23 protein-coding genes are annotated in these 21,742 nt (G+C 71.7%); 8 read left to right on the top strand and 15 right to left on the bottom strand.

Annotated features, from left to right (window positions below; genetic code table 11):
- From N1F89_RS16910 to N1F89_RS16875, 8 genes are all read right to left on the bottom strand, one after another.
- A partial coding sequence (locus N1F89_RS16910; RefSeq protein ID WP_290085496.1) for a fasciclin domain-containing protein occupies nucleotides 1-530 on the bottom strand: 530 nt, incomplete at its 3' end.
- Between the two features lie 182 nt (nucleotides 531-712).
- Nucleotides 713-2,548 (bottom strand): membrane protein insertase YidC, encoded by a 1,836-nt coding sequence (yidC, locus tag N1F89_RS16905; RefSeq protein WP_290085495.1) that lies wholly within the window; start codon nucleotides 2,546-2,548, stop codon nucleotides 713-715.
- A 10-nt stretch (nucleotides 2,549-2,558) separates the two neighbouring features.
- Complete coding sequence (gene rnpA / locus N1F89_RS16900; protein ID WP_290085494.1) at nucleotides 2,559-2,903, bottom strand: ribonuclease P protein component; 345 nt, start codon at nucleotides 2,901-2,903, stop codon at nucleotides 2,559-2,561.
- A gap of 22 nt (nucleotides 2,904-2,925) precedes the next feature.
- The gene (rpmH, locus tag N1F89_RS16895) at nucleotides 2,926-3,060 is read right to left on the bottom strand and encodes a 50S ribosomal protein L34 (protein ID WP_290085493.1); all 135 of its coding nucleotides are present in this window, start codon (nucleotides 3,058-3,060) and stop codon (nucleotides 2,926-2,928) included.
- A gap of 306 nt (nucleotides 3,061-3,366) precedes the next feature.
- Nucleotides 3,367-4,191, bottom strand: coding sequence for a DUF937 domain-containing protein (locus tag N1F89_RS16890; protein ID WP_290085492.1), 825 nt, complete (start codon nucleotides 4,189-4,191; stop codon nucleotides 3,367-3,369).
- An 81-nt stretch (nucleotides 4,192-4,272) separates the two neighbouring features.
- Entirely contained in the window at nucleotides 4,273-5,646 is a 1,374-nt protein-coding gene (locus N1F89_RS16885) for a glutamate--cysteine ligase (RefSeq protein ID WP_290085491.1), read from the bottom strand.
- A gap of 98 nt (nucleotides 5,647-5,744) precedes the next feature.
- The gene (locus N1F89_RS16880; RefSeq protein WP_290085490.1) at nucleotides 5,745-6,479 is read right to left on the bottom strand and encodes a 16S rRNA (uracil(1498)-N(3))-methyltransferase; all 735 of its coding nucleotides are present in this window, start codon (nucleotides 6,477-6,479) and stop codon (nucleotides 5,745-5,747) included.
- A 40-nt stretch (nucleotides 6,480-6,519) separates the two neighbouring features.
- Nucleotides 6,520-7,224 (bottom strand): hypothetical protein, encoded by a 705-nt coding sequence (locus N1F89_RS16875; protein WP_290085489.1) that lies wholly within the window; start codon nucleotides 7,222-7,224, stop codon nucleotides 6,520-6,522.
- Between the two features lie 133 nt (nucleotides 7,225-7,357).
- On the opposite strand from N1F89_RS16875, the gene N1F89_RS16870 reads away from it, so the two are divergent.
- Nucleotides 7,358-7,498 carry a hypothetical protein gene (locus tag N1F89_RS16870; RefSeq protein WP_290085488.1) on the top strand — a complete coding sequence of 47 codons (141 nt, stop codon included), beginning with the start codon at nucleotides 7,358-7,360 and terminating at the stop codon, nucleotides 7,496-7,498.
- Between the two features lie 183 nt (nucleotides 7,499-7,681).
- Here the strand turns inward: N1F89_RS16870 and N1F89_RS16865 are convergent, their stop codons facing one another.
- Genes N1F89_RS16865 through N1F89_RS16845 form a run of 5 tightly spaced genes read right to left on the bottom strand, consistent with a single transcriptional unit; the run spans nucleotide 7,682 to nucleotide 12,155 of the window.
- The gene (locus tag N1F89_RS16865; RefSeq protein WP_290085487.1) at nucleotides 7,682-8,422 is read right to left on the bottom strand and encodes a metallophosphoesterase family protein; all 741 of its coding nucleotides are present in this window, start codon (nucleotides 8,420-8,422) and stop codon (nucleotides 7,682-7,684) included.
- A gap of 3 nt (nucleotides 8,423-8,425) precedes the next feature.
- Nucleotides 8,426-9,097, bottom strand: a complete 672-nt coding sequence (locus tag N1F89_RS16860; protein WP_290085484.1) for a lactate utilization protein — start codon at nucleotides 9,095-9,097, stop codon at nucleotides 8,426-8,428.
- On the bottom strand, nucleotides 9,094-10,551 hold the full coding sequence (locus N1F89_RS16855) for a LutB/LldF family L-lactate oxidation iron-sulfur protein (protein ID WP_290085481.1): 1,458 nt from the start codon (nucleotides 10,549-10,551) through the stop codon (nucleotides 9,094-9,096). Before N1F89_RS16855 ends, N1F89_RS16860 begins: the two co-directional genes overlap by 4 nt.
- A complete protein-coding gene (locus N1F89_RS16850) occupies nucleotides 10,551-11,324 on the bottom strand; it encodes a (Fe-S)-binding protein (RefSeq protein ID WP_290085480.1) in 774 nt (257 codons plus the stop codon). The genes N1F89_RS16855 and N1F89_RS16850 overlap by 1 nt, the downstream gene beginning before the upstream one ends.
- Before the next feature lie 24 nt (nucleotides 11,325-11,348).
- A complete protein-coding gene (locus N1F89_RS16845) occupies nucleotides 11,349-12,155 on the bottom strand; it encodes a FadR/GntR family transcriptional regulator (RefSeq protein ID WP_290085479.1) in 807 nt (268 codons plus the stop codon).
- Nucleotides 12,156-12,331: 176 nt separating this feature from the next.
- Here N1F89_RS16845 and N1F89_RS16840 point away from each other — a divergent pair, with 176 nt between their 5' ends.
- The 5 genes from N1F89_RS16840 to glcF all read left to right on the top strand — a co-directional run bounded on the left by N1F89_RS16840 (nucleotide 12,332) and on the right by glcF (nucleotide 18,405).
- The gene (locus N1F89_RS16840) at nucleotides 12,332-13,696 is read left to right on the top strand and encodes a DUF3422 family protein (protein WP_290085477.1); all 1,365 of its coding nucleotides are present in this window, start codon (nucleotides 12,332-12,334) and stop codon (nucleotides 13,694-13,696) included.
- A gap of 79 nt (nucleotides 13,697-13,775) precedes the next feature.
- A complete protein-coding gene (locus tag N1F89_RS16835) occupies nucleotides 13,776-15,272 on the top strand; it encodes an FAD-linked oxidase C-terminal domain-containing protein (protein WP_290085476.1) in 1,497 nt (498 codons plus the stop codon).
- A gap of 9 nt (nucleotides 15,273-15,281) precedes the next feature.
- Nucleotides 15,282-16,484, top strand: coding sequence for an FAD-binding protein (locus N1F89_RS16830; RefSeq protein WP_290085474.1), 1,203 nt, complete (start codon nucleotides 15,282-15,284; stop codon nucleotides 16,482-16,484).
- An 83-nt stretch (nucleotides 16,485-16,567) separates the two neighbouring features.
- Nucleotides 16,568-16,948: a hypothetical protein gene (locus N1F89_RS16825; protein ID WP_290085473.1), complete on the top strand. Its 381-nt coding sequence runs from the start codon at nucleotides 16,568-16,570 to the stop codon at nucleotides 16,946-16,948.
- A 122-nt stretch (nucleotides 16,949-17,070) separates the two neighbouring features.
- Nucleotides 17,071-18,405 carry a glycolate oxidase subunit GlcF gene (gene glcF, locus N1F89_RS16820; protein ID WP_290085471.1) on the top strand — a complete coding sequence of 445 codons (1,335 nt, stop codon included), beginning with the start codon at nucleotides 17,071-17,073 and terminating at the stop codon, nucleotides 18,403-18,405.
- Here glcF and N1F89_RS16815 read toward each other — a convergent pair.
- On the bottom strand, nucleotides 18,391-19,272 hold the full coding sequence (locus N1F89_RS16815) for a bile acid:sodium symporter family protein (protein ID WP_290085469.1): 882 nt from the start codon (nucleotides 19,270-19,272) through the stop codon (nucleotides 18,391-18,393). The two genes, glcF and N1F89_RS16815, sit on opposite strands and share 15 nt — an antisense overlap.
- 116 nt (nucleotides 19,273-19,388) lie before the next feature.
- Nucleotides 19,389-20,180 carry a L,D-transpeptidase gene (locus N1F89_RS16810; protein ID WP_290085467.1) on the bottom strand — a complete coding sequence of 264 codons (792 nt, stop codon included), beginning with the start codon at nucleotides 20,178-20,180 and terminating at the stop codon, nucleotides 19,389-19,391.
- A gap of 225 nt (nucleotides 20,181-20,405) precedes the next feature.
- Between N1F89_RS16810 and N1F89_RS16805 the strand changes: the two genes are divergently transcribed.
- Together N1F89_RS16805 and groES are read left to right on the top strand one after the other, a co-directional pair.
- The gene (locus N1F89_RS16805; protein ID WP_290085465.1) at nucleotides 20,406-21,044 is read left to right on the top strand and encodes a DNA-3-methyladenine glycosylase I; all 639 of its coding nucleotides are present in this window, start codon (nucleotides 20,406-20,408) and stop codon (nucleotides 21,042-21,044) included.
- Between the two features lie 208 nt (nucleotides 21,045-21,252).
- The gene (groES, locus tag N1F89_RS16800; RefSeq protein WP_290085464.1) at nucleotides 21,253-21,549 is read left to right on the top strand and encodes a co-chaperone GroES; all 297 of its coding nucleotides are present in this window, start codon (nucleotides 21,253-21,255) and stop codon (nucleotides 21,547-21,549) included.
- The last annotated feature ends 193 nt before the right edge of the window (nucleotides 21,550-21,742 follow it).

Raw genomic sequence — 21,742 nt, 5'->3', positions numbered from 1 at the left:
TGGATGACGCCGTTCGACTGGTCGACGTCGGCGATCGTCACGCGGCCGGCACCGCCCGCCTCGTCGAAGATGTAGACGCTGCTGCCCTTGAGAACGGCGGTCAGCGCGTCGCCGGACACCGTCTGCATGTTGAAGCGGCCGCCCATGGCGCGGGCATGCTTGACGATGTCGGCCGCCTTCAGCTCGCCGGCCACGACATGCGCGGTCAGCACCTTGACGAGCTGGTCCTTGTTCTGCGGCTCGAGCAGGCTTTCCACCGTGCCGGCCGGCAGCTTCTCGAAGGCGGCGTTGGTCGGCGCGAAGACGGTGAACGGCCCCTCGCCCGACAGCGTCTCGACCAGGCCGGCGGCCTTCACCGCGGCGACCAGCGTGGTGTGGTCGGCCGAATTGACGGCGTTCTCGACGATGTTGCGCTCGGGCAGCATCGGCGCGCCGCCCACCATGGGATTGTCCTGCGCGACGGCGGCGCCCGAAACGGCAAGGCCGGCGCAAAGGGCGAGCGCCCGGATCGTGGTCATAGGCATGGTCATCAACGTGCTCCTCTCTCGGTTTCGCCAGGGGCGATGGCCAAGACACGGCACGCGGCGGCAGGGGTTTCGCCCGATAAAGTCTTTGTGAACGCCGGCGGCCGGGGCGCCAACGCAAACGCCCCGGCACGGGGGCCGGGGCGCCTGGTGGGTGAACGTGCGGCCGCGCGGCCGAAGCCGGCGGTCTATTCGGCCGGTTGCTTCGGCTTCTTCTTGAACAGGCCGACCAGATTGTCCCAGAGCTCGATCTTGGCGCCCTGGCGCTTCATGATCACGCCCTGCTGGACGATCGACAGGAAGTTGTTCCACGCCCAGTAGATCACCAGGCCGGCCGGGAAGGTGGCCAGCATGAAGGTGAACACCACCGGCATCCAGTTGAAGATCATCGCCTGGGTCGGGTCGGGCGGCGTCGGGTTCATGCGCATCTGCAGGAACATCGTGATGCCCATGATGATGGGCCACACGCCGATCATCAGGAAGGCCGGCACGTCGTAGGGCAGCAGGCCGAACAGGTTGAAGATCGAGGTCGGGTCGGGCGCCGCCAGGTCCTGGATCCAGCCGAAGAACGGCGCGTGGCGCATCTCGATGGTGACGTAGAGCACCTTGTAGAGGGCGAAGAACACCGGGATCTGGATGAGGATCGGCCAGCAGCCGGCCAGCGGGTTGATCTTCTCCTTCTTGTAGAGCTCCATCATCGCCTGCTGCTGCTTCATCTTGTCGTCCGCGTATTTCTCGCGGATCTCGAGCATGGCAGGCTGCACCTTCTTCATGTTCGCCATCGACTTGTACGACTTGTTGGCGAGCGGGAAGAAGATCAGCTTGACGACGACGGTGGTGGCGAGGATCGCCAGGCCGAAATTGCCGAGCAGCTTGAACAGCCAGTCGATCAGGTAGAACATCGGCTTGGTGATGAAGTAGAACCAGCCCCAGTCGATCAGCAGCTCGAACTGGCGGATGCCGAGGGTCTCCTCGTAGGCGTCGACGCGCTGCACCTCCTTGGCACCGGCGAAAAGCAGCGTCTCGACGCTGGTCGCGCCGCCGGCCGGCACGGTGACCGGCTCGGTCAGGAAGTCGGCCTGGTAGCGCGCGCGCTGGTCGGAGAAGTAGGAATAGCGCGGCTGGAAGGACTGGCCGGCGCGCGGCACCATGGTCACCGCCCAGTACTTGTCGGTGATGCCGAGCCAGCCGTCGCTCGACATGGCCGGGCGGATCGAGCCCTCCTCCTCGACGTCGGAGTAGTCGATCTCCTGCAGGCCCTCCTCGCCGGTGACGCCGATCATGCCCTCGTGCAGGATGAACAGGCTCGAGGTCTCGGGCTTGCCGAGCCGGGTGGTGCGGCCGTAGCTCGACAGCGTCACCGGCTGGCCGGAGGCGTTGTCCACCGTGTCGGAGACGGTGAACATGTAGTTCTCGTCGACCGCGACGGTGCGCCGGAACGTGAGGCCGGCATCGTTCTGGTAGGTCAGCGTGACCGGGTTGCCGGGCGTCAGGCGGGCATCCTCGGGCGCCTGCCACACCGTGTTCGGCCCCGGCACGTCGCCGGTCCCCTCGCCGCCGACGAAACCGAACTCGGCGTAATAGCCGTTCGGCATGGTCGACGGGTTGAGCAGCTCGATGTTGGGGGAATCGTCGTCGACGCTGACGCGGTAGTCCTTGAGCAGCAGGTCGTCGATGCGCGCGCCGGTCAGGTTGATCGAGCCGGCCAGGCGCGGCGTGTCGATCGGCACGCGCGGCGTGCCGGCGAGCACCGCGTCGCGGTTGGCCGCGGCCGCCGCGCCGCCGTCGGGGGCGGGCGTGTCGGCGCCGGGAATGTCGGCCTCGCTGCCGCCCTGGCGCTGCGGCGCCGGGATCGCGGCCTCGCCGTCGGCGGCGGTGCCGGGGGCCGGCTGGGCCGACTCGGTCTCGATGCGGGCGGCCTCGCGCTCGGCATCGATGCGCGGCTGCATGTAGAACACCTGCCACAGGGTCAGGATCAGCACCGAGAGCGCGATGGTGATGAGGAAATTGCGGTTGTTGTCCATCGAGGCTTCCCTAGACCGTGCCGCGAAAGCGCCGGGAGAGTTCGTCCTTCAAGAGCGGAAACGGAACGTCGAGGATGTCGCGCCGTCCCACGATCACATAATCCTTGCCGCAGGCCATGTCACCCGCGGCGCCGGTGCGGCACGCCTCGCGCAGCCGCCGGCGGATGCGGTTGCGCTTAACGGCATTCCCGGTCTTTTTCGTGACCGTGATGCCGAGCCGCGGCGGCCCGTCATCATGCCGGTCGAGCACTTCGAGCAGAAAATACCGGCCGCGGCGCTTGCTGCCGCGGCGCACGGCCAGGAACTCCTGGCGCGTCTTCAGGCGCGCGGGCGGCGTGTCGGACCGGCAGGTCAACGGTCCGGCCCCGCCTCCCGGCTCAGGCCGACAGGTTCTTGCGGCCGCGGGCGCGGCGCGCGGCGATGACGCGGCGGCCACCCTTGGTGGCCATGCGGGCACGGAAACCGTGACGCCGCTTGCGGACGAGCTTGGAGGGCTGATAGGTGCGCTTCATTTGTTTGATACCGCGGCGTGCGGCCCTTCTTGGATCTGTCGCTCAGACCGCAGCACCGTCCGGCCGGAGCGGCGCCAGGATCTGGCTCGTTGTCTCGACACGCGCATCCGGCGAAACCGACAGGCGATCTCCCCGGCCGTGCCACTGGCGAACAGGAGCGTCTTCGGCCGTTTGGCGACACGACGAAACGGTCGCCGGGCGGCCCGCCCGAGCGTGGCCGGGCTTATAGAAAGAAGCCCCGGCGGTGTCAATCGAGGCGGCGGCCGCGGCGACCGGTGCCGCCGTCGGCAGGACCCGGCACGGGGCTCACGGCGCGCCGCCGCCCGGGGGCGGCGGCCGGGCGAAGCGGTCGAAGACCGCCGCCATGCCCTCCTGGTAGGCCTCGCGGGTCTTGCGCCCGGCCTCGAACATCTCGCCGAACAGCTCGTCATAAGCGTTGACCGGCCGGCCGCTCGGCGTCCTCGGCGGCGGCGGCGGCGCATCGTCCTGCGACGTTGCGCCGCCGGTCATGGCCGCCAGCATCGCCGCGAACGGGTTGCCCGGCAGGGCGCCGCCGCGCGGCGCGTCGGTGCGCGCGCCGCCGGAAAACGAGCCCTGCGCCATGCGCAGGAACGGGTTGTCGAGCCCGGCGGGCGCGGTTCCGGCACCGCCCGCCATCTGCCGCATCATCGCGGCGAAGGGCGGCTCCGTGCCCGCGGCACCGGCCATCGCGCCGGTCGTCTGCTTGTGCAGCCCGCCCATGATCATCGCCGCCATGGTCGGCAGCATCTGCTTCATCGTCTCTTCGGCAAGACCGGTCGCGGCGGCCGCGTAGCGCGCCACCGCCCGGCTCAGCTCGCGGGAGCCGAAGAGCTGGCCGAGCACCTGCTCGCCCGCCGCGCGGCCGGCCGGCGACAGCGCGGCGGCCGGGTCGTCGAAGAACCGGGCGTGCTGGCCCGACGCCAGCGCGGCGACGAAGGCGCCGAGCCCGTAGGGGTCGGCGGCGTTGCGCTTCAGCCCCTGGCTGAAGGCCGGCAGCAGCGCCTCGAAGGCGGCCTCGGTCTGCTCGGCGGTCAAGCCGAACTGGCGCGCCATGCGCTCCATCGCCTGGCCGCGGCCCGCATGGGCCAGCATGTCGTAGAGGGGAAGCATCGTGCGCACCTTCTCGCCGCCGGCAGCATCGCCCGCGGCCAGACTAGCGCATCGCGCGGCAAAGCGGAAACCGGGCCGCGTTCAGTAGGCGTATTCGAGGAAGACCGGCTCGATCGAGCCGCCCCAGCGGGTGTGGAAGGCCTGCACCATCTCCTCCGCGCTCGTGGTGCCGCGCGCCACCGCCTCCTCGAGCGGACCGAGAAAGCCGGTCTCGTCGTAGCCGTCGGCGTTGTACCGGGCGCGCCGCTCGAGCCCGTCGCGCGACAGCGCCAGCACCGCGCGCGCCGTGGCGTGCAGGTCGCCGCCGCGAAACGGCGTGGCGAGCCCCTTGCGCGGCACCGCGTCGCGCATCGCCGCGACCTCGGCCACGCTCCAGTCGCGCGTCAGCGCCTCCGCGCCGTCGAGCGCGATCGGGTCGTAGAGCAGCCCGACCCAGAACGCCGGCAGGGCGCAGATGCGCCGCCACGGCCCGCCGTCGGCGCCGCGCATCTCGAGAAAGCGCTTCAGCCGCACGTCGGGAAACAGCGTCGACAGGTGGTTCGCCCAGTCGCCCATGGTCGGCACGCCGTCGGGCACGGAGTTGCGCAGCGCGCCGGCCATGAACTGGCGGAAGGTGACGTGGGTGACGTCGTGATAGCGCCCCTCGCGCAGCACGAAGTACATCGGCACGTCGAGCGCCCATTCGACATAGTCGGCGAAGCCGAAATCGGCCGCGAAGCAGAACGGCAGCAGCCCGGCGCGCTGGTTGTCGGTGTCGCGCCAGATCTCGCCGCGCCACGACTGGAAGCCGTTGGTGCGGCCCTCGGTGAAGGGCGAGTTGGCGAACAGCGCGGTGGCGAGCGGCTGCAGCTTGAGCGAGACCTGCATCTTGCGCCGCATGTCGGCTTCCGACTCGAAGTCGAGATTCACCTGGATCGTGCAGGTGCGGTACATCATGTCGAGCCCGTGCCGGCCGACCTTCGGCATGTAGGCGGTCATGATGTCGTAGCGCGACTTGGGCATGCGCGGCGTCTCGGCGAGCGTCCATTTCGGGCTGGCGCCGAGGCCGAGGAAGCGGATGCCAAGCGGCTCGGCCACCTCGCGCAGCTGCGCCAGGTGGGCGTTGCCCTCGCGGCAGGTCTGGTGGATCGTCTCCAGCGGCGCGCCCGACAGCTCGAACTGGCCGCCCGGCTCGAGCGAGATGGCGCCCTGCCCCGTCGGCTCGACGAGGCCGATGATGTTGCCGGCGTCGAGGATCGGCTCCCAGCCGAGCTTCTCGCGCATCGCCTCGAGCACGGCGCGGATGCCGTTGTCGCCGCCATAGGGCACCGGGCGGTTGCCGTCGACATAGAACGGAATCTTCTCGTGCTCGGTGCCGATGCGCCAGGCCTCGCGCGGCTTGCAGCCGGCGGCGAGATAGGCGACGAGTTCGTCGACCGTCTCGACGGGCGCGGTGTCGGTGGTGTCGCGAGCCATAAGGTGTCCTCGAAGCCGGGCGTGCGTGAGCCTGCTTGGCCAAATCGCCGCCCGGGTTCAAGCGAATTTTCCTGACAGGACGCCGGGGCGGCGCGCGGCTACCAGTCGCCGACGGTCGCCTGGATCAACGCCAGCGCGGCGACGGCGGCGGTGTCGGCGCGCAGGATGCGCGGCCCGAGCGGGATCGCGGTGACGGAGGGCATGGCCGCGAGCCGCGCCCGCTCGGCGTCGGAAAAGCCGCCCTCCGGCCCGACGAGCAGCGCCAGGCGGCGCTCGGCGATGGCCTGCAGCGCCTCGAGCGGATTGTCGCCCTCGGCCGCCTCGTCGCAGAAGACGAGCCGACGCGCCGCATCCCAGCCCGCGAGCAGGGCGTCGAGACCGAGCGGCTCGCCGACGGTCGGCAGGGCCAGCACGCCGCACTGCTCGGCCGCCTCCACGACATTCGCCTCGAGCCGGTGGCGCGGCACGCGCGCGGCCTGGGTGTGGTGGGTCAGCACCGGCTGCAGGTGGCCGGCCCCCATCTCGACGGCCTTCTGCACCATGTAGTCGAGCCGACCCTGCTTGAGCGGCGCAAAGCAGTAGACGAGATCGGCGGCGGGCGGCTGCGGCCGCGTTTGCGCGCGGGCGACCAGGCGCAGCCGCTTCTTGCCGGCTTCGGCGATACCGGCCAGCCATTCGCCGTCATGGCCGTTGAAGACCAGCAGCTCGGCGCCGGCGCGCAGGCGCAGCACGTTGAGAAGGTAGTGCGCCTGCTTCGGGTTCGGCTCGATCTCGGCGGCCTCGCCGAGCGCCGCCTCGACGAAGAGCCGCTGCATCCGGTGGTTCGCGCGCATGGCGCTTGATGGGCCGGCGCGCGGTGCCGGTCAAGCCCGCTCAGCCGGCCGCGGCGCCGGCATGCCAGACGGGCCGGTAGCCGGCCGAGAGGGCGGCGAGCGTGATCGGCGGGGTGAGACAGACGACCCCGGCGCCGAGCGCGGCAAGCGGCAAGGCCGCGCCGTAGCCGGTGAAGGCCCAGGGCAGCGCGCGGCCGCCGCGCAGCGCGAAGGCGGTCCTGCCGCAGGCGACCATCGCCCCGTCGGGCAGCGCGGCGAGCCCGGCCGGCGTCAGGGCGCGCGGGCTGCCGCCCGACCAGGCCCGCGTGGCGTGCAGCCGGCGATCGACGTCGCCGGCCGCCAGCGACGGCGCGTGCGTTCCCGCCATGCCGGCGGCGAGGAAGGCCCGGGCGGCCGCCCGGCGGCAGTGGAAGCAGGGACGATGGCCGGCGGCGAGCGCCGTCACCTCGTCGAGAAAGAACAGCGCCGTCCAGCCGGCGCCGCCGTTCGGCGCGTTGCGGCCCATCGGGTCGCGGCGCCGGCCGCGCCAGTCGAGCGCGCAGATCAGCCATGCCCTGGTCGTCCAGCGCCGGCCGGTCAGGATGCGGCGGTCGGGATCGTGCAGCACGCCGCGGTTGCCGGTGAACAGGCCGCGCGCGGCCACGGCATGGACGGCGCCGAACGGATCGACGCGGTTTTGCAGCGGCGCGCTCCGGCGATCCTTGGAGCGGGACGGATCGGGCGGATGGCGTGGCGGATTTGTCACGGGCGGTCTTCCCTGTGGACGGCCGTGCCGACGGCGCTGGATTTTTCCGCCGCAAGGCGGCAAGAGCAGCCGGCCGCGCGGGAACCCTATGGTAACCGATCCGTTGCATTGTCGAAGGGACCGACAGCGAGAGATGACCCCGATGAGAGCCGCCTTACTATCCCTGATGATGCTGTCCGCGATCGCCGTCAGCGGCGTGGGCATCTATGCAGCGGGCGCGGCCGGCAACTACGCGTCGGTCGACGGTTACGGCGTCACCGCCACGACCCGATAGGGCCGTCCATAGCGTTTTCGGGCGAAGTGGACGCCGGTTGGCCGTGCCGGAACGCGTCAAGACAACAGGTCGGAGCCGGTCTGCGATACCGTGACGAGCAGAACGGCTCCAGCCTTTCGCCGCATGACGGATCGGCCCTGACGCCCGGTCGGGCGCCTTTCCGGCCCTCGCCGCAGCCCGCATTCAGCCATCGACCTCGAGCAGGCGCTTGTCGGCGCCTTCGAGGGCGACGGCCGTCATCAGGCCCGAGAACCACGCCCCGGTGTCAAGATTGATGCGGTTGGGCAGCAGTTCGGCCGCCTCGACCGGGGTGTGGCCATGCACCACCAGCTTGGGGTGCAGGCCGGCATGGCCGCGAAAGGTCTCGCGAATCCACAGCAGGTCGTGCGGGTCTTGCCGGTCGAGCGGCACGCCGGGCCGGATGCCGGCATGGCAGAAGAAGAAATCGCCGAAGCTCGCCGACAGCGGCAGCGCGCGCATGAAGCTGATATGCGCGTCCGGCATCGCGTCGAGGAGGGCGGCGTGGCCGCGTGCCAGCGCCTCCGGCGGCGCGAAGTCGAGCGCCACGCCATAAGAGGCCGCCGTGTCCTCGCCGCCATTGGCCGCGAAGGTGCTTTGCGCGCTGGGCGCGTCGAGAAACTCGACGAAGCCGACGTCGTGGTTGCCGGCGAGCGCGATGACCCGCGGCTCGGCCGCCGTCGTGCGGGACAGGAACTCGATCACCTTGGCCGAATCGGGCCCGCGGTCGACATAGTCGCCGACATAGACGACGCGCCAGTCGGCCGGCCGGTCGCGCATGATCTCCTGCATGATGCGGCCGTGCATGGCCGTCATCAGGTCGAAGCGGCCGTGCACGTCGCCGATCGCGTAAAGGCGCATGCCCTCGGGCGCCCGGGCCTCGCGGCAGTGGACGCCGGCCGTCATCGCTCAGCCGATCACGATCAGATGGACCGCGCGCGGCCCGTGCGCGCCGAGCAGCAGCGTCTGCTCGATGTCGCCGGAGCGCGACGGCCCGGTGATCAGGTTGAGGCTGCGCGGCATCGTCCCCTTGCCGAACCCGGCCCTGACCCGCGCGATAACCGCCTCCATGTCGCCCTCGATGTCGGCCGCGTCGACCACCACGATGTGGTGCTCGGGCAGGAAGTTGATGCCGGTCGGGTTGTCGGCGCCGGAATGGACCATCACGGTGCCGGTCTCGGCGATGCCGGCATAGGCGTGGCTGACGCCGACCTCGTCGTCCGGATCGGCGGCGCCGCGGCCGATCTCCAGTGCGCGCACCTTGTCCCACGGCATCGCCGCCAGGCGCGGATCGTCGCCCATGCGCACGGCGGCCGGCAGGTTGCGCCCGCGCAGATAGGCGGCGACGGCGCGCGGCACGCTGTCGGGCTTGCGGACGCGCTGCACCGTGGCCGCCGCCTTTTCCGCCATCTCGACGAACAGGTCGGTGCGCGCCTTGCCGTCGAGGCGGCCGCGCGCCGGCACGATGCCGGCCGGCGCCTCGGCGAGGCGCGCGGCGACCGCGCGGCTGCGCGCGGCATCGCCGCCCGCAGCCCCGAGCGCGGTGCGCACGCGCTGCAGGATGGTGTCGCGCGCGCTCATGCCAGGCCCTCCGGTCCGCGCGCGGCGGCGGTCTCGCCGCCGGCGCTGCGGTCGCGCCACTGCTGCATGAAGGTGCGCGATTCGGGCGCCGGCAGGTCGCGGTGCCGCGTCCAGCCGCCGGCGAGCGGCAGCCGGCGGAACGCGCCGCGGCCGCGCGCCATCGCCGCCAGCGCGGGAACGGCGAGCGAGGTGGCGAACCGGTAGAGCCGCGGCCGGCGGGCGAAGAAGGCCCACAGGCCGAGGCCGTAGCGCTGGGCGGCCGGGTTGAGGCCGCGCTCGAACTCGCGCTCGCGCCAGTGGCGCATCATCTTGGGCAGCGGGATGCGCATCGGGCAGACCGCCTCGCAGCGGCCGCAGAAGGTCGAGGCGTTGGGCAGGTGGCCCGACTTGTCGACACCGATCAGCGAGGGGGTGAGCACCGCCCCCATCGGCCCGGGATAGACCCAGCCATAGGCGTGGCCGCCCACCGCGTGATAGACAGGGCAGTGGTTCATGCAGGCGCCGCAGCGGATGCAGCGCAGCATGTCCTGGAACTCGCTGCCGAGCATCGACGAGCGGCCGTTGTCGAGCAGCACCACGTGATACTCCTCCGGCCCGTCCGGGTCGCCCGGCCGGCGCGGACCGGTGGAGAAGGTGGTGTAGACGCTCATGTCCTGGCCGGTCGCCGAGCGGGCCAGCACGCGCAGGATCTGGCTGGCGTCCTCCAGCGTCGGCACCAGCTTCTCGATCGACGCGACGACGACGTGCACGCGCGGCAGGAGCTGCGTCAGGTCGCCGTTGCCCTCGTTGGTGACGATGATCGAGGTGCCGGTCTCGGCGACCAGGAAGTTGGCGCCGGTGATGCCGACATCGGCGGCGAAATACTGCGAGCGCAGCACCCGGCGCGCCTCGCCGAGCAGCGCCGCCGGCTCCGACAGGTCGCGGGCGGCCGGCAGGTGGTCGTGCACGCGGCGGAAGTCGCTTTCGACCTGGTCCTTGTTGAGGTGCACCGCCGGCGCGATGATGTGGCTCGGGTGCTCGTTGCGCAGCTGGATGATGTATTCGCCGAGGTCGGTCTCGACCGGCCGGATGCCCTCGGCCTCGAGGAAGGCGTTGAGGTCGATCTCCTCGGTGATCATCGACTTGCCCTTGGTCACCGTGCGCGCGCCGGCGGCGCGGCAGATGTCGAGCACGATGCGCCGCGCGTCCTCGGCCGTCTCGGCCCAGTGGACGTGGCCGCCCGCCTCCGTCGCCTTCGCCTCGTAGGCTTCGAGATAGAGGTCGAGATGGGCGAGCGTGTGGTCCTTGATCGCCTTGGCGCTGTCGCGCAGGGCGTCGAACTCCGGCAGCGCGTCGACCGCCTGGCGGCGCTTGTCGATGAAGCCGGTGCGCACGTTGCCGAGCGCGCGCTGGAGTTGGGCGTCCGACAGCGCCGCCCGCGCGCTCTGCTTGAAGGCCGGCGAGCGGATGTCCATCAGCGCCGCTCCCCGCCGATCGGCGGCGTGCCGTCCATGCCGGCCAGCACCTCCGCCACGTGGCGCGCGGCGACCGGCGTGCCCTCGCGGCGCAGCTTGCCGGCCATGTTCATCAGGCAGCCGAGGTCGCCGGCCAGAAGCAGCTCGGCCCCGCTGGCGCCGATCGCCGCCGTCTTCTTCTCGACGATGGCGTTGGAGATGTCGGGATACTTGACGCAGAAGGTGCCGCCGAAGCCGCAGCACACGTCGGCGTCCTTCATCTCGCTCAGCGTCAGGCCGTCGACGCTGGCAAGCAGCCGGCGCGGCTGCTCGCGGATGCCGAGCTCGCGCAGGCCCGAGCAGGAATCGTGGTAGGTCGCGGTGCCGGCGTGGCGCGCGGCGACGCCCGTCATGCCGCGCACGTCGACCAGGAACGAGACGAGCTCGTGCACGCGCGCCGCGAAGGCTTCCGCGCGCTGGCGCTGCAGCCCCTCCTCGAACAGCGGCGGATAGTGCTTCTTCAGCATGCCGGCGCACGAGCCCGACGGCGCGACCACGTAGTCGTAGCCCTCGAAGGCCGCGATGGTGGCCTCGGCGATGGCGCGGGTGTCGTCGCGGTCGCCTGAGTTGTAGGCCGGCTGGCCGCAGCAGGTCTGCGCGGCAGGCACCTCGACCGTGCAGCCCGCCTCCTCGAGCAGCTTGACGGCGGCAAAGCCGACCGACGGGCGGAACAGGTCGACCAGGCAGGTGACGAACAGGCCGACGCGGGGTGCGGCTGGAGCGGTCTCGGTCACGGCGTCTCCGGACGTTGCACGGGGTTATAGAACACGGCCGGACTCCTCCGGCAAGGGCGGCTGGGCGGCGCGGCGCTGGCTGAGCCTGAGGCGCGAGACGCGCTGCCAGTCGTCGGCGCGCGTCGCCTCGGCGAGCGCGCGTTCGACATAGTCGATATGGCCGACCGCCGCGGCGCGCGCGGCGACCGGATCGCCGGCGGCCACCGCGGCATGGATGGCGCGGTGCTGCGACAGCAGCGCCTCGCGGGCGCCCGGCTGGCCGTAGACCATCGCCCGGTTGTAGAACACGCCGTCGGCCAGCAGCCGGTAGCAGCCGCGCAGCGTGTGCAGCAGCACGATGTTGTGGGCGCACTCGCCGATCGCGTTGTGAAAGGCGACGTCGGCGGCCGCCTCCGCCTCGAAGTCCTCGGCCGCGTGGGCCTCGGTCATGCGCGCCATCAGCCGCTCGAGCAGCGCGCGATCGGCCGCGGTGGCGCGGCGGGCGGCGAAGTCGGCCGTCACCGCCTCGATCTCGCGGCGATACTCCAGATAGTCGGCCGTCGCCTTGCCGTGGGTGGCAAACAGCGCGCGCACCGGTTCGGTGAACACCTGGCCGGTGACGTCGGCGATATGGGTGCCGCCGCCGTGCCGGGTAACGAGCAGGCCCTGCGCCTCGAGCCGCTTGAGGGCGGCGCGCAGGATCGGCCGCGAGACGTCGAACTGGCGCGCCAGGTCGCGCTCGCCGGGCAGCCGGTCGCCGGCATCGAGCACGCCCTCCAGGATCAGGCTCTCGATCTGCCGCACGACGCCGTCGGCGGTGCGCGTGTGGACGATGCGGGAGAAGACGCTCAACGGACACCCATGGCTCGGCCGGCGGGAGCGGCGGTCGTCGGCGATGATAGCGCCGCTGCCGGCAAGTGGTCAAATTGCTTATCCACTCGCCCGCGACGCGAATCGCGCCGGCCCATTGCGCCGGCCCGTCTGTCGGTGGATGATGGCGCAACGTCGAGCGGGCGGCCGGAGAGGGTATGGCGAAGAGGGACAGCGAGACGGCGGACGACGCCGGGCGCGGCAGGAACGGGCGCGCCGCGGCGGCGCAGACCACCGGCAGCGTGCTCGGCTTCGCCGCGCACGAAGGGCGCGCGGGCGCGGTCGGCGAGGTGCACGCGCGGCCGCACCCGCTGGTCGAGACACCGCGCCTGATGATCCAGCTTTCCTTCATGACCGAGGGCGGCTCGTCGGTCGACGCGGCGGTGCTGGCCGAGCTGTCGCGCCGGCTCGGCATCTCGCCGCCCGACCGCAACGCCCGCCACCACACCATGCGCTGGGGCAAGGGCACGCTGCGCTGGGAGCGGCACACCGAGTTCTCGACCTATCTGTGGGACTGCCCGCTGTCGGCGCGCACCGGCAGGCCGCTCGAGGATTCGCCGTTCGGCGAGAGCTTCAGCCCGCCGGGAACGGTGATGTCGGGCGTGCGGCTGGAGATCCGCAAATGGACGCCGGCCAGCGAGAAGCTGGTCGACAGCTTCGACCCGGCGAGCCTGAGCTACTCGCTGGTGGAGAACGGCAAGGCGGCCGCGGCGACCGACTTCCGCCAGGACGGCGACGGGCTGACGCGCATCCTGATCCTCGACAAGGGGCTGTCGCCGGCGCGCGTCGGCGCCCTGTCGCAGCGGCTGATCGAGATCGAGACCTACCGCATTTTCGCCATGCTCGGCCTGCCGCTGGCGCAGTCGCTGTCCTCGCGCATCCGGCGCATGGAGGACCGGCTGGCGCAGCTCACCGCCGAGATGCGCACGCGCAGCCAGCGGCCGAGCCAGGAGCTGTTGTCGGACCTGACCGAGCTCGCCGCCGAGCTCGAGGCCGACGCGGCGGCCAGCCTCTACCGCTTCGGCGCCAGCCGCGCCTATCACGGCATCGTGGAGGAGCGGCTCGACATGCTCAACGAGGAGGCGGTGCCCGGCCACGAGACCTGGGCGGCCTTCCTGCAGCGGCGCGTGGCGCCGGCCATGCGCACCTGCCGCTCGGTCGAGGAGCGACAGGCCAACCTGTCGCGCAAGCTGGCGCGCGCCACCACGCTGCTGCGCACCTGGGTCGACGTCGACGTCGAGCGGCAGAACCGCGACCTGCTCGCCTCGATGAACCGGCGCGCCAAGATGCAGCTTCGCCTGCAGCAGACCGTCGAGGGGCTGTCGGTGGCGGCCGTCTCCTACTACGTCGTCGGGCTGATCGGCTACCTCGCCAAGGGCGGCAGGCCCTACGGCCTCGACCTGCCGGCCGAGACGGTGACGGCGGCCGCCGTGCCCGTCGTCGTCGTCGCCATCTGGCTGTTCGTGCGCCGGCTGCGGCGCAAGCACGGCAGCGACGACGCGCCGCGCCGCGAAGCGGAGTGACCGCCGGCGGCGCGCGCGGATTGCCGCAGCCGCGACTCACTGGTAAAAGGAATTAACCAGTATCGGGAAAGGAGCCGCGATGACGGGTCCCGCCATGCCCAAGCCCGACGCGGCGACGCTCGCGCGGCGCGACGAGATCGTCGCCGACATGCGCATCATCGTGCCCGGCGAGGGCGTCGTCGACACGGCCAACCGGATGCGTGCCTTCGAGAGCGACGGACTGACCGCCTACCGCCAGCTGCCGCTCGTCGTCGTGCTGCCGGAGACGACGGCGCAGGTCGCGCGCATCCTGAAATACTGCCATGAGCGCAACATCAAGGTGGTGCCGCGCGGCGCCGGCACCTCGCTGTCGGGCGGCGCGCTGCCGCTCGAGGACGCGGTGCTGCTGGTGATGAGCCGCTTCAACCGCATCCTCGACATCGACTACGCCAACCGCGCCGTCGTCGCCCAGCCCGGCGTGACCAATCTCGGCATCACCCACGCGGTGGAGGCGCGCGGCTTCTACTACGCGCCCGACCCCTCGTCGCAGATCGCCTGCTCGATCGGCGGCAACGTGGCGGAAAATTCCGGCGGCGTGCACTGCCTGAAATACGGCCTGACCACCAACAACGTGCTCGGCCTGGAGATGGTGCTGATGAACGGCGACGTGGTCCGCATCGGCGGCCGGCATCTCGACGCCGAGGGCTACGACCTGCTCGGCCTGATGACCGGCTCGGAGGGGCTGCTCGGCGTCGTCACCGAGGTCACCGTGCGCATCCTCAGGGCGCCGGAGACGGCGCGCGCCATGCTGGTCGGCTTTCCCTCCAGCGAGGCGGCCGGCCAGTGCGTCGCCGACATCATCGGCGCCGGCATCGTGCCCGGCGGCATGGAGATGATGGACCGGCCGGCGATCCACGCCGCGGAGGACTTCGTGCAGGCCGGCTATCCGCGCGACGTCGAGGCGCTGCTGATCGTCGAGCTCGACGGGCCGGCGGCCGAGGTCGACCATCTGATCGCGCGCGTCGACGAGATCGCCGCGGCCAACGGCGCGACGACGAGCCGGGTGTCGACCTCCGACGAGGAGCGCGCCGCCTTCTGGGCCGGGCGCAAGGCGGCGTTCCCCGCCGTCGGGCGCATCTCGCCCGACTATTACTGCATGGACGGCACGATCCCGCGCAAGGAGCTGCCGCGGGTGCTGGCCGGCATGCGGGCGCTGTCGGAGAAATACGACCTGCGCGTGGCCAACGTCTTCCACGCCGGCGACGGCAACCTGCATCCCTTGATCCTCTACGACGCCAACCGGCCGGGCGAGCTGGAGCGGGCGGAGGCGTTCGGCGCCGACATCCTGAAGCTGTGCGTGGAGGTCGGCGGCGTGCTGACCGGCGAGCACGGCGTCGGCGTGGAAAAGCGCGACTTGATGCCGACGATGTTCACCAAGGCCGATCTGGAACAGCAGATGCGCGTGAAATGCGCCTTCGACGCCAACCACCTGCTCAATCCGGGCAAGGTGTTTCCCGAGCTGCACCGCTGCGCCGAGCTCGGCCGCATGCACATCCACCGCGGCCAGATGCCGTTTCCCGACATCCCGCGCTTCTGACGCCGCGCCATGACCACCTTCACCCCGCAAAGCCCCGAGGACGTGCTGGCCGCGATCGCCTGGGCGGTGGCCGAGGAGACGCCCGTCGAGGTGCTCGGCCACGGCTCCAAGCGCGGCATCGGCCGGCCGGCGCAGAGCGAGCACACGGTCGACCTGTCGGGCCTGTCCGGCGTCACGCTCTACGAGCCCGAGGAGCTGGTGCTGTCGGCGCGCGCCGGCACGCCGCTCGCCGAGATCACGGCGCTGCTGGCCGAGAACCGCCAGGAGCTCGCCTTCGAGCCGATGGACTACGGCCCGCTGCTCGGCGGGCCGGCCGGGCGCGGCACGATCGGCGGCGTGCTGATGGCCAATCTGTCGGGGCCGCGACGCATCCGCGCCGGCGCGGCGCGCGACCACGCGCTCGGCATCGCCGCGGTGTCGGGCCGCGGCGAGGCCTTCAAGTCGGGCGGCCGGGTGGTCAAGAACGTCACCGGCTACGACCTGTCGAAGGGGCTGGCCGGCTCGTGGGGCACGCTCGCCGTGGCCACCGACGTCACCTTCAAGGTGCTGCCGGCGGCCGAGACGGAGGCGACGCTCGCGATCGGCGGGCTTGACGACGCCGCGGCCGCAGCCGCGATGGCCGAGGCGATGGGCTCGAGCGCCGAGGTCTCCGGCGCCGCCCACCTGCCCGAACTGGTCGCGCCCGGGCTCCTGGAGGCGCCGGACGGGGCGCAGACGGTGCTGCGCCTGGAAGGCTTCGGCCCGTCGGTCGCCTATCGCGCCGAGGCGCTGGCCGCGCTGATGGCCGCGCACGGCCCGGTGCGGCGCATCGAAGAGGAGGCCTCGCGCGCGCTGTGGCGGGCGATCCGCGACTGCGCTCCCTTCGCCGACGGCACCATGGCGCCGGTGTGGCGCGTGTCGATGGCGCCGGGCGACGGCCACCGCATGGTGGCGGCGCTGCGCATGGAGGCCGGCGTCAACGCCTTCTACGACTGGCAGGGCGGGCTCGTGTGGCTGCGCATGGAGGCCGACCCGGAGGCCGACCTGTTGCGCGCGCTGATCGCGCGCTGCGGCGGCGGCCACGCGACGCTGGTGCGCGCCGAGCCGGCGCTGCGGTCGACCGTGCCGGTGTTCCAGCCGCAGCCCGAGGCGCTGGCCGCGCTGTCGGCGCGGCTTAGGGCGCAGTTCGACCCGCACGGCATCCTCAACCCCGGCCGCATGGCGGCCGGCTGACATCGAGCCGCGACGCAGCTAGGGTCTGCCGGGGATCGGCCGATCCCCGACGGACCCGGAGCCAGACAGGAAGCGACCCGACCATGAGCGAGACCGAGAACCAGACGCCGCAGCCGCGCCAGACAGACCGCTGGCTCGAACCCGGCCCGACCAATGTCACCGTGATCTACGTGCTCTACCTCGTCGGCTTCGCCATCGGCGTGTCGGCGCTGGTCGGCATCGTGCTGGCGCACATGAACCGCGGCAAGGCCGGCGGCTGGGTCGAGACGCACTACACCTGGGCGATCCGCACCTTCTGGCTCGGCGTGCTCGGCGCCATCGTCTCGGCCATCCTGATGGTGGTCGGCATCGGCTTCCTGCTGATGATCGCGGTCGCGGTCTGGGTGGTGGTGCGCTGCGTGGTCGGCCTGCAGGCGGTCAGCCGCGGCGACCCGATCCGCGACCCGCAGAGCTGGCTGATCTAGCGCGTGTCGCGGCCGGGCGGCACCGCTCGGCCGCGCGGACAGGCCGCAACAACCGTTCGACACGCCGGCGCGGGCGCAGACCGCCTGCCGATCCCGGCACCACGGTCCAGGCAAGAGGCACGATGCAGACCACCTTCACGCCCGAGCAGCTCGCCGATCCGAAGATCGCCGAGGCCAACGACATCCTGCGCAAATGCGTGCATTGCGGCTTCTGCACGGCGACCTGCCCGACCTATGTCGAGCTCGGCAACGAGCTCGACAGCCCGCGCGGCCGCATCTACCTGATCAAGGACATGCTGGAGAACGGCCGGCCCGCCGACCGCGAGATCGTCACCCATATCGACCGCTGCCTGTCGTGCCTGGCCTGCATGACCACCTGCCCGTCGGGCGTCGACTACATGCACCTGGTCGACCATGCGCGCGCGCATATCGAGAAGACCTACCGGCGGCCGCTGCCCGACCGCGCGACGCGGGCGCTGCTCGCCTTCGTGCTGCCCCACCCCGGACGCTTCCGCGCCGCGCTCAAGCTCGCCCGGCTCGGCCGGCCCTTCGCGCGGGCGATGCGGCTGGTGCCGGCGCTGCGGCCGACCGCGGCGATGCTGGCGCTGGCGCCGGCGGCCGTGCCGGCCCCCTCGCCCATGGCGCAGCCCGGCCGGCACGCCGCCGCGGGCGCGCGGCGCGGCCGCGTCGCCATCCTGACCGGCTGCGCCCAGCCGGTGCTGGCGCCGGACATCAACGAGGCGACGATCCGGCTTCTGACGCGGCTCGGCATCGAGGTCGCGGTGCCGGCCGGCGAAGGCTGCTGCGGCGCGCTGGTGCATCACATGGGCAAGGAGGAGGCCGCGCTCGCGGCCGCGCGGCGCAACGTCGACGCCTGGACGGCGCAGATCGACGGCGACGGCCTCGACGCCATCATCGTCACCGCTTCGGGCTGCGGCACGACGATCAAGGATTACGGCCACATGCTGCGCCACGATCCCGCCTATGCCGACAAGGCGGCGCGGGTCTCCGCGCTCGCCCGCGACGTCACCGAGTATCTCGCCACGCTCGAGCTGCCCGAGCCGGCGCACCGGCCGGGGCTCGCCGTCGCCTATCACGCGGCCTGCTCGATGCAGCACGGCCAGCGCATCCGCCGCCAGCCCAAGGCACTCCTGGAAAAGGCCGGCTTCGTCGTCAGCGAGCCGCGCGAGGGGCATCTGTGCTGCGGCTCGGCCGGCACCTACAACATCATGCAGCCGGAGATCGCCACGCGGCTGCGCGACCGCAAGGTGCGCAACCTCGCCGCCACCGGCGCGGCGGTGGTGGCGACCGGCAACATCGGCTGCATCACGCAGATCGCGGCGGGCGCGGCGCTGCCGGTGGTGCACACGGTGGCGCTGCTCGACTGGGCCTATGGCGGGCCGCGGCCGGCCGGCGTGCCGGATGCCGGCCGCGCCGAGGCCTCAGCGGCCGTGTAGCGCCGGCAGGAGTGCGGCCCGGCGCCAGAACATGAACGGGACGATCACCAGATACATCAGCACGCCATAGACGCCGGACGGCACGCTGTAGGCGGGGACCAGCCCCTCGCCGCCGCCGATGACGGCACCCACGGTGATGCCGAAGGCGGCGTTCTGGATGCCGGTGTCGAGCGCGATCGCCGTCGCCTGCGGCGGGCCCAGCGCGGCGAGCCGGGCAAGCAGCAGACCGGCGACGAGCAGCGTGACGGCGAGCAGCACGATGCTCGGTCCGAGGCTCGGCAGGTGGTGCATGAAGCTCTGCCAGTTGCTCGCCACCGCGCCCGCGATGACGACGACCAGCAGGATCATCGCCGCCTTGCGGACCGGCGCGTCGATGGCCTCGGCGAGGGGCTGGGCGTAGCGCCGCACCAGAAGCCCCGCGGCGACCGGCGCCGCGGTGAGGGCGAACATCGTCAGGCCGAGATTGGCGACCGCGATGTCGGGACTGTCGAGCCCGAGAAAATAGTCGGCGAAGACGGCGACCAGCAGCGGCATGGTGAAGACGGCGGCCAGGTTCGACACGCCGTTGAGCGAGATCGACAGCGCGACGTCGCCGTCGCAGTAGCGGGTCATCATGTTCGAGGTGACGCCGCCGGGGCTGAGCGCCAGGATCATCAGCCCGACCGCCATCTCCGGCGCCAGGGCGAACAGATGGCAGATGGCGAAGCCGACGGCGGGCAGCAGGACGAACTGGGCGAAGAGGCCGACGGCGAAGGCTCTGGGATGGCGCGCCACGCGGACGAAGTCGCCGACGGCGAGCCCCAGCCCGAGCGAGAACATCATCACCGCGAGCGCCAGCGGCACGAAGAGGGTGATGGCGAAACCCATGGGCGTTCCTCGCTTTCCGGCGGTTCCGGCGGAGCGCGAGGGACGGCGCACCCCCCGGTACGCCGTCCCTCTCCCGACGGCGGCGGGTCGCTACCCGCCGGACCGTCCCCCGCAGCTCAGATGACGACGACCTTCGCGCCGACCGGCACCGTGTTGTAGAGCTCGATGACATCCTCGTTGCGCATGCGGATGCAGCCCGACGAGACGGCCTGGCCGATCGTCCACGGCGCGTTGGTGCCGTGGATGCGGTAGAGCGTCGAGCCGAGATAGAGCGCGCGCGCGCCGAGCGGGTTGGCCGGGCCGCCCTTCATGTGGGCGGGCAGGATGTTGCCCTTCTTCTTCTCGCGCGCGATCATCGCGGCCGGCGGACGCCAGTCGGGCCACTCGCGCTTCTGGCTCACCTTGTGGGTGCCGGCCCACTCGAAGCCCGGCTTGCCGACGCCGACGCCGTAGCGGCGCGCCTTGCCGCCGGGCAGCACGTGGTAGAGGAAGCGCTGCCGGGTGTCGACGACCAGCGTGCCGGCGGCATGCGGGCCGGCATAGTCGACGACCTGCGGCAGGAATCTCGGATCGAGGCCGGCGGCGGCCTGGCGCCCGGCCCCGGCGGCGACGGCGGCGGTGCGAACCGGCGCGGCGGCGCGGGCGGCCGGCGGCGCGGCGCGCTGGCGCAGCACGCGCTGGCGGTAGACGGGATCGGGCGCCACGCCGACGCGCACGCCCGGCGCGACGCGGCTGGCGGCGGTGCGCGCGGCACCGGCAGGCGCGCGGCTCAGCTGCAGCACCCAGGGCGCCGACAGGTCGGGGCTGACGACCACCGGCGGCGGCTCGACATAGCGGTCACGCCCCTGGCCGGCGGCCGGCGCGAGCGCCAGGGCGAGGCCGGCGCAGGCAAGCAGAATTCGTCTCATCGCACGTCCTTTCGTCCGGCGGAACATCGCGTCGTACCGCAGCGTCGCACCGCGGCACGACCGGCATGCTGGCGCGCAGCGAGTCTGCCAAAAGTGAATCAAAGCCGATAAAATGCGCCGCAGGCCGGAAAGCTTTCGGTTTGGTTACCGCGCGGTTCAGGAATCTGGTAAAGGCGACGTTTCGGCGCCGCGTGCGCCGTTAACCCTTCTTGCGGCGGAGCGGACATGGCGGGCCACGACACGGGACTGATCGCGGCGCCGGACGGCACGATGGGCTGCTTCTGGCACGCCAACCAGCCCGACTACCGCGCCTATCACGACGCCGAGTGGGGCCGGCCGGTGGCCGACGACCGGCGGCTGTTCGAGAAGCTGTGCCTGGAGGGCTTCCAGTCCGGCCTGTCGTGGCTGACCATCCTGCGCAAGCGCGACAACTTCCGCGCCGCCTTCGACGGCTTCGATTTCGAGCGCGTGGCGCGCTACACCGAGGACGACGTGGCGCGGCTTCTCGCCGTCGCCGGCATCGTGCGCCATGCCGGCAAGATCCGCTCGACCATCAACAACGCCCAGCGCACGCTGGACCTGGTGCGGCGGGAGGGCTCGCTGGCCCGCTACATCTGGCGCCACGAGCCGCCGGCGCACGAGCGCCCGGCCCGCCTCGACCGCGCCGCCGTCGCGGCGATGGCCACGACGGAGGCCTCGACGCGGCTGTCGCGCGACCTGAAGAAGCGCGGCTTCAGCTTCGTCGGCCCGACCACCGTCTACGCCTTCATGCAGGCGATGGGGCTGGTCAACGACCACATCGAGGGCTGCGCGCTGCGGCCGGTGGTCGAGGCCGAACGCGCCGCCTTCCGCCGCCCGGTTTGACAGGCCGCCCCGCGATGTGAAATGCCGGCGTTCAGAGCGGCGCCCGCCGCGCCCGGCCGTCCCGCCCCGGCCGCGCCCCGCCATCTTGACTTGCCACCGGCGACCGACTATCTCGCCGCCGTTAGCACTCTCTCCGGACGAGTGCCAACCGGGCCGGCGTCGCCGGCCGGAGGGACATCAATCCGATCCGAACTCAAGGATTCACATCATGGCAAAGACCAATTTCCGCCCGCTTCACGACCGCGTGGTCGTACGTCGGGTCGAATCCGAGGAAAAGACCGCCGGCGGCATCATCATTCCCGACACCGCCAAGGAGAAGCCGCAGGAAGGCGAGATCGTCGCCGTCGGTTCGGGCGCCCGCGACGAGAGCGGCAAGGTCGTGCCGCTCGACGTGAAGAAGGGCGACCGGGTCCTGTTCGGCAAGTGGTCGGGCACCGAGGTCAAGCTCAACGGTGAGGATCTCCTGATCATGAAGGAGTCCGACATCATGGGCGTCATCGCCTGAGGCGACCCCTGACCGGTTCACCCAAAGCGAAACAGGGCGCATGACGCCCGGGAGCACAGAACATGTCTGCCAAGGAAGTCAAATTTTCGCGTGACGCGCGCGAGCGCATGCTGCGCGGCGTCGACATTCTCGCCAACGCCGTCAAGGTGACGCTCGGGCCGAAGGGCCGCAACGTCGTCCTCGACAAGTCGTT

It is taken from the genome of Aquibium sp. A9E412 (genome assembly GCF_030398335.1).
Taxonomy (GTDB): domain Bacteria; phylum Pseudomonadota; class Alphaproteobacteria; order Rhizobiales; family Rhizobiaceae; genus A9E412.
This window is presented reverse-complemented; position numbering and strand designations above follow the sequence as displayed.

Coding starts and splice junctions, on each gene's coding strand:
- yidC (WP_290085495.1), bottom strand. CDS start 2,548: ATGGACAACAACCGCAATTTCCTCATCACCATCGCGCTCTCGGTGCTG.
- rpmH (WP_290085493.1), bottom strand. CDS start 3,060: ATGAAGCGCACCTATCAGCCCTCCAAGCTCGTCCGCAAGCGGCGTCAC.
- N1F89_RS16890 (WP_290085492.1), bottom strand. CDS start 4,191: ATGCTTCCCCTCTACGACATGCTGGCCCATGCGGGCCGCGGCCAGGCG.
- N1F89_RS16885 (WP_290085491.1), bottom strand. CDS start 5,646: ATGGCTCGCGACACCACCGACACCGCGCCCGTCGAGACGGTCGACGAA.
- N1F89_RS16880 (WP_290085490.1), bottom strand. CDS start 6,479: ATGCGCGCGAACCACCGGATGCAGCGGCTCTTCGTCGAGGCGGCGCTC.
- N1F89_RS16870 (WP_290085488.1), top strand. CDS start 7,358: ATGACCCCGATGAGAGCCGCCTTACTATCCCTGATGATGCTGTCCGCG.
- N1F89_RS16865 (WP_290085487.1), bottom strand. CDS start 8,422: ATGACGGCCGGCGTCCACTGCCGCGAGGCCCGGGCGCCCGAGGGCATG.
- N1F89_RS16860 (WP_290085484.1), bottom strand. CDS start 9,097: ATGAGCGCGCGCGACACCATCCTGCAGCGCGTGCGCACCGCGCTCGGG.
- N1F89_RS16855 (WP_290085481.1), bottom strand. CDS start 10,551: ATGGACATCCGCTCGCCGGCCTTCAAGCAGAGCGCGCGGGCGGCGCTG.
- N1F89_RS16840 (WP_290085477.1), top strand. CDS start 12,332: ATGGCGAAGAGGGACAGCGAGACGGCGGACGACGCCGGGCGCGGCAGG.
- N1F89_RS16835 (WP_290085476.1), top strand. CDS start 13,776: ATGACGGGTCCCGCCATGCCCAAGCCCGACGCGGCGACGCTCGCGCGG.
- N1F89_RS16830 (WP_290085474.1), top strand. CDS start 15,282: ATGACCACCTTCACCCCGCAAAGCCCCGAGGACGTGCTGGCCGCGATC.
- N1F89_RS16825 (WP_290085473.1), top strand. CDS start 16,568: ATGAGCGAGACCGAGAACCAGACGCCGCAGCCGCGCCAGACAGACCGC.
- glcF (WP_290085471.1), top strand. CDS start 17,071: ATGCAGACCACCTTCACGCCCGAGCAGCTCGCCGATCCGAAGATCGCC.
- N1F89_RS16815 (WP_290085469.1), bottom strand. CDS start 19,272: ATGGGTTTCGCCATCACCCTCTTCGTGCCGCTGGCGCTCGCGGTGATG.
- N1F89_RS16810 (WP_290085467.1), bottom strand. CDS start 20,180: ATGAGACGAATTCTGCTTGCCTGCGCCGGCCTCGCCCTGGCGCTCGCG.
- N1F89_RS16805 (WP_290085465.1), top strand. CDS start 20,406: ATGGCGGGCCACGACACGGGACTGATCGCGGCGCCGGACGGCACGATG.
- groES (WP_290085464.1), top strand. CDS start 21,253: ATGGCAAAGACCAATTTCCGCCCGCTTCACGACCGCGTGGTCGTACGT.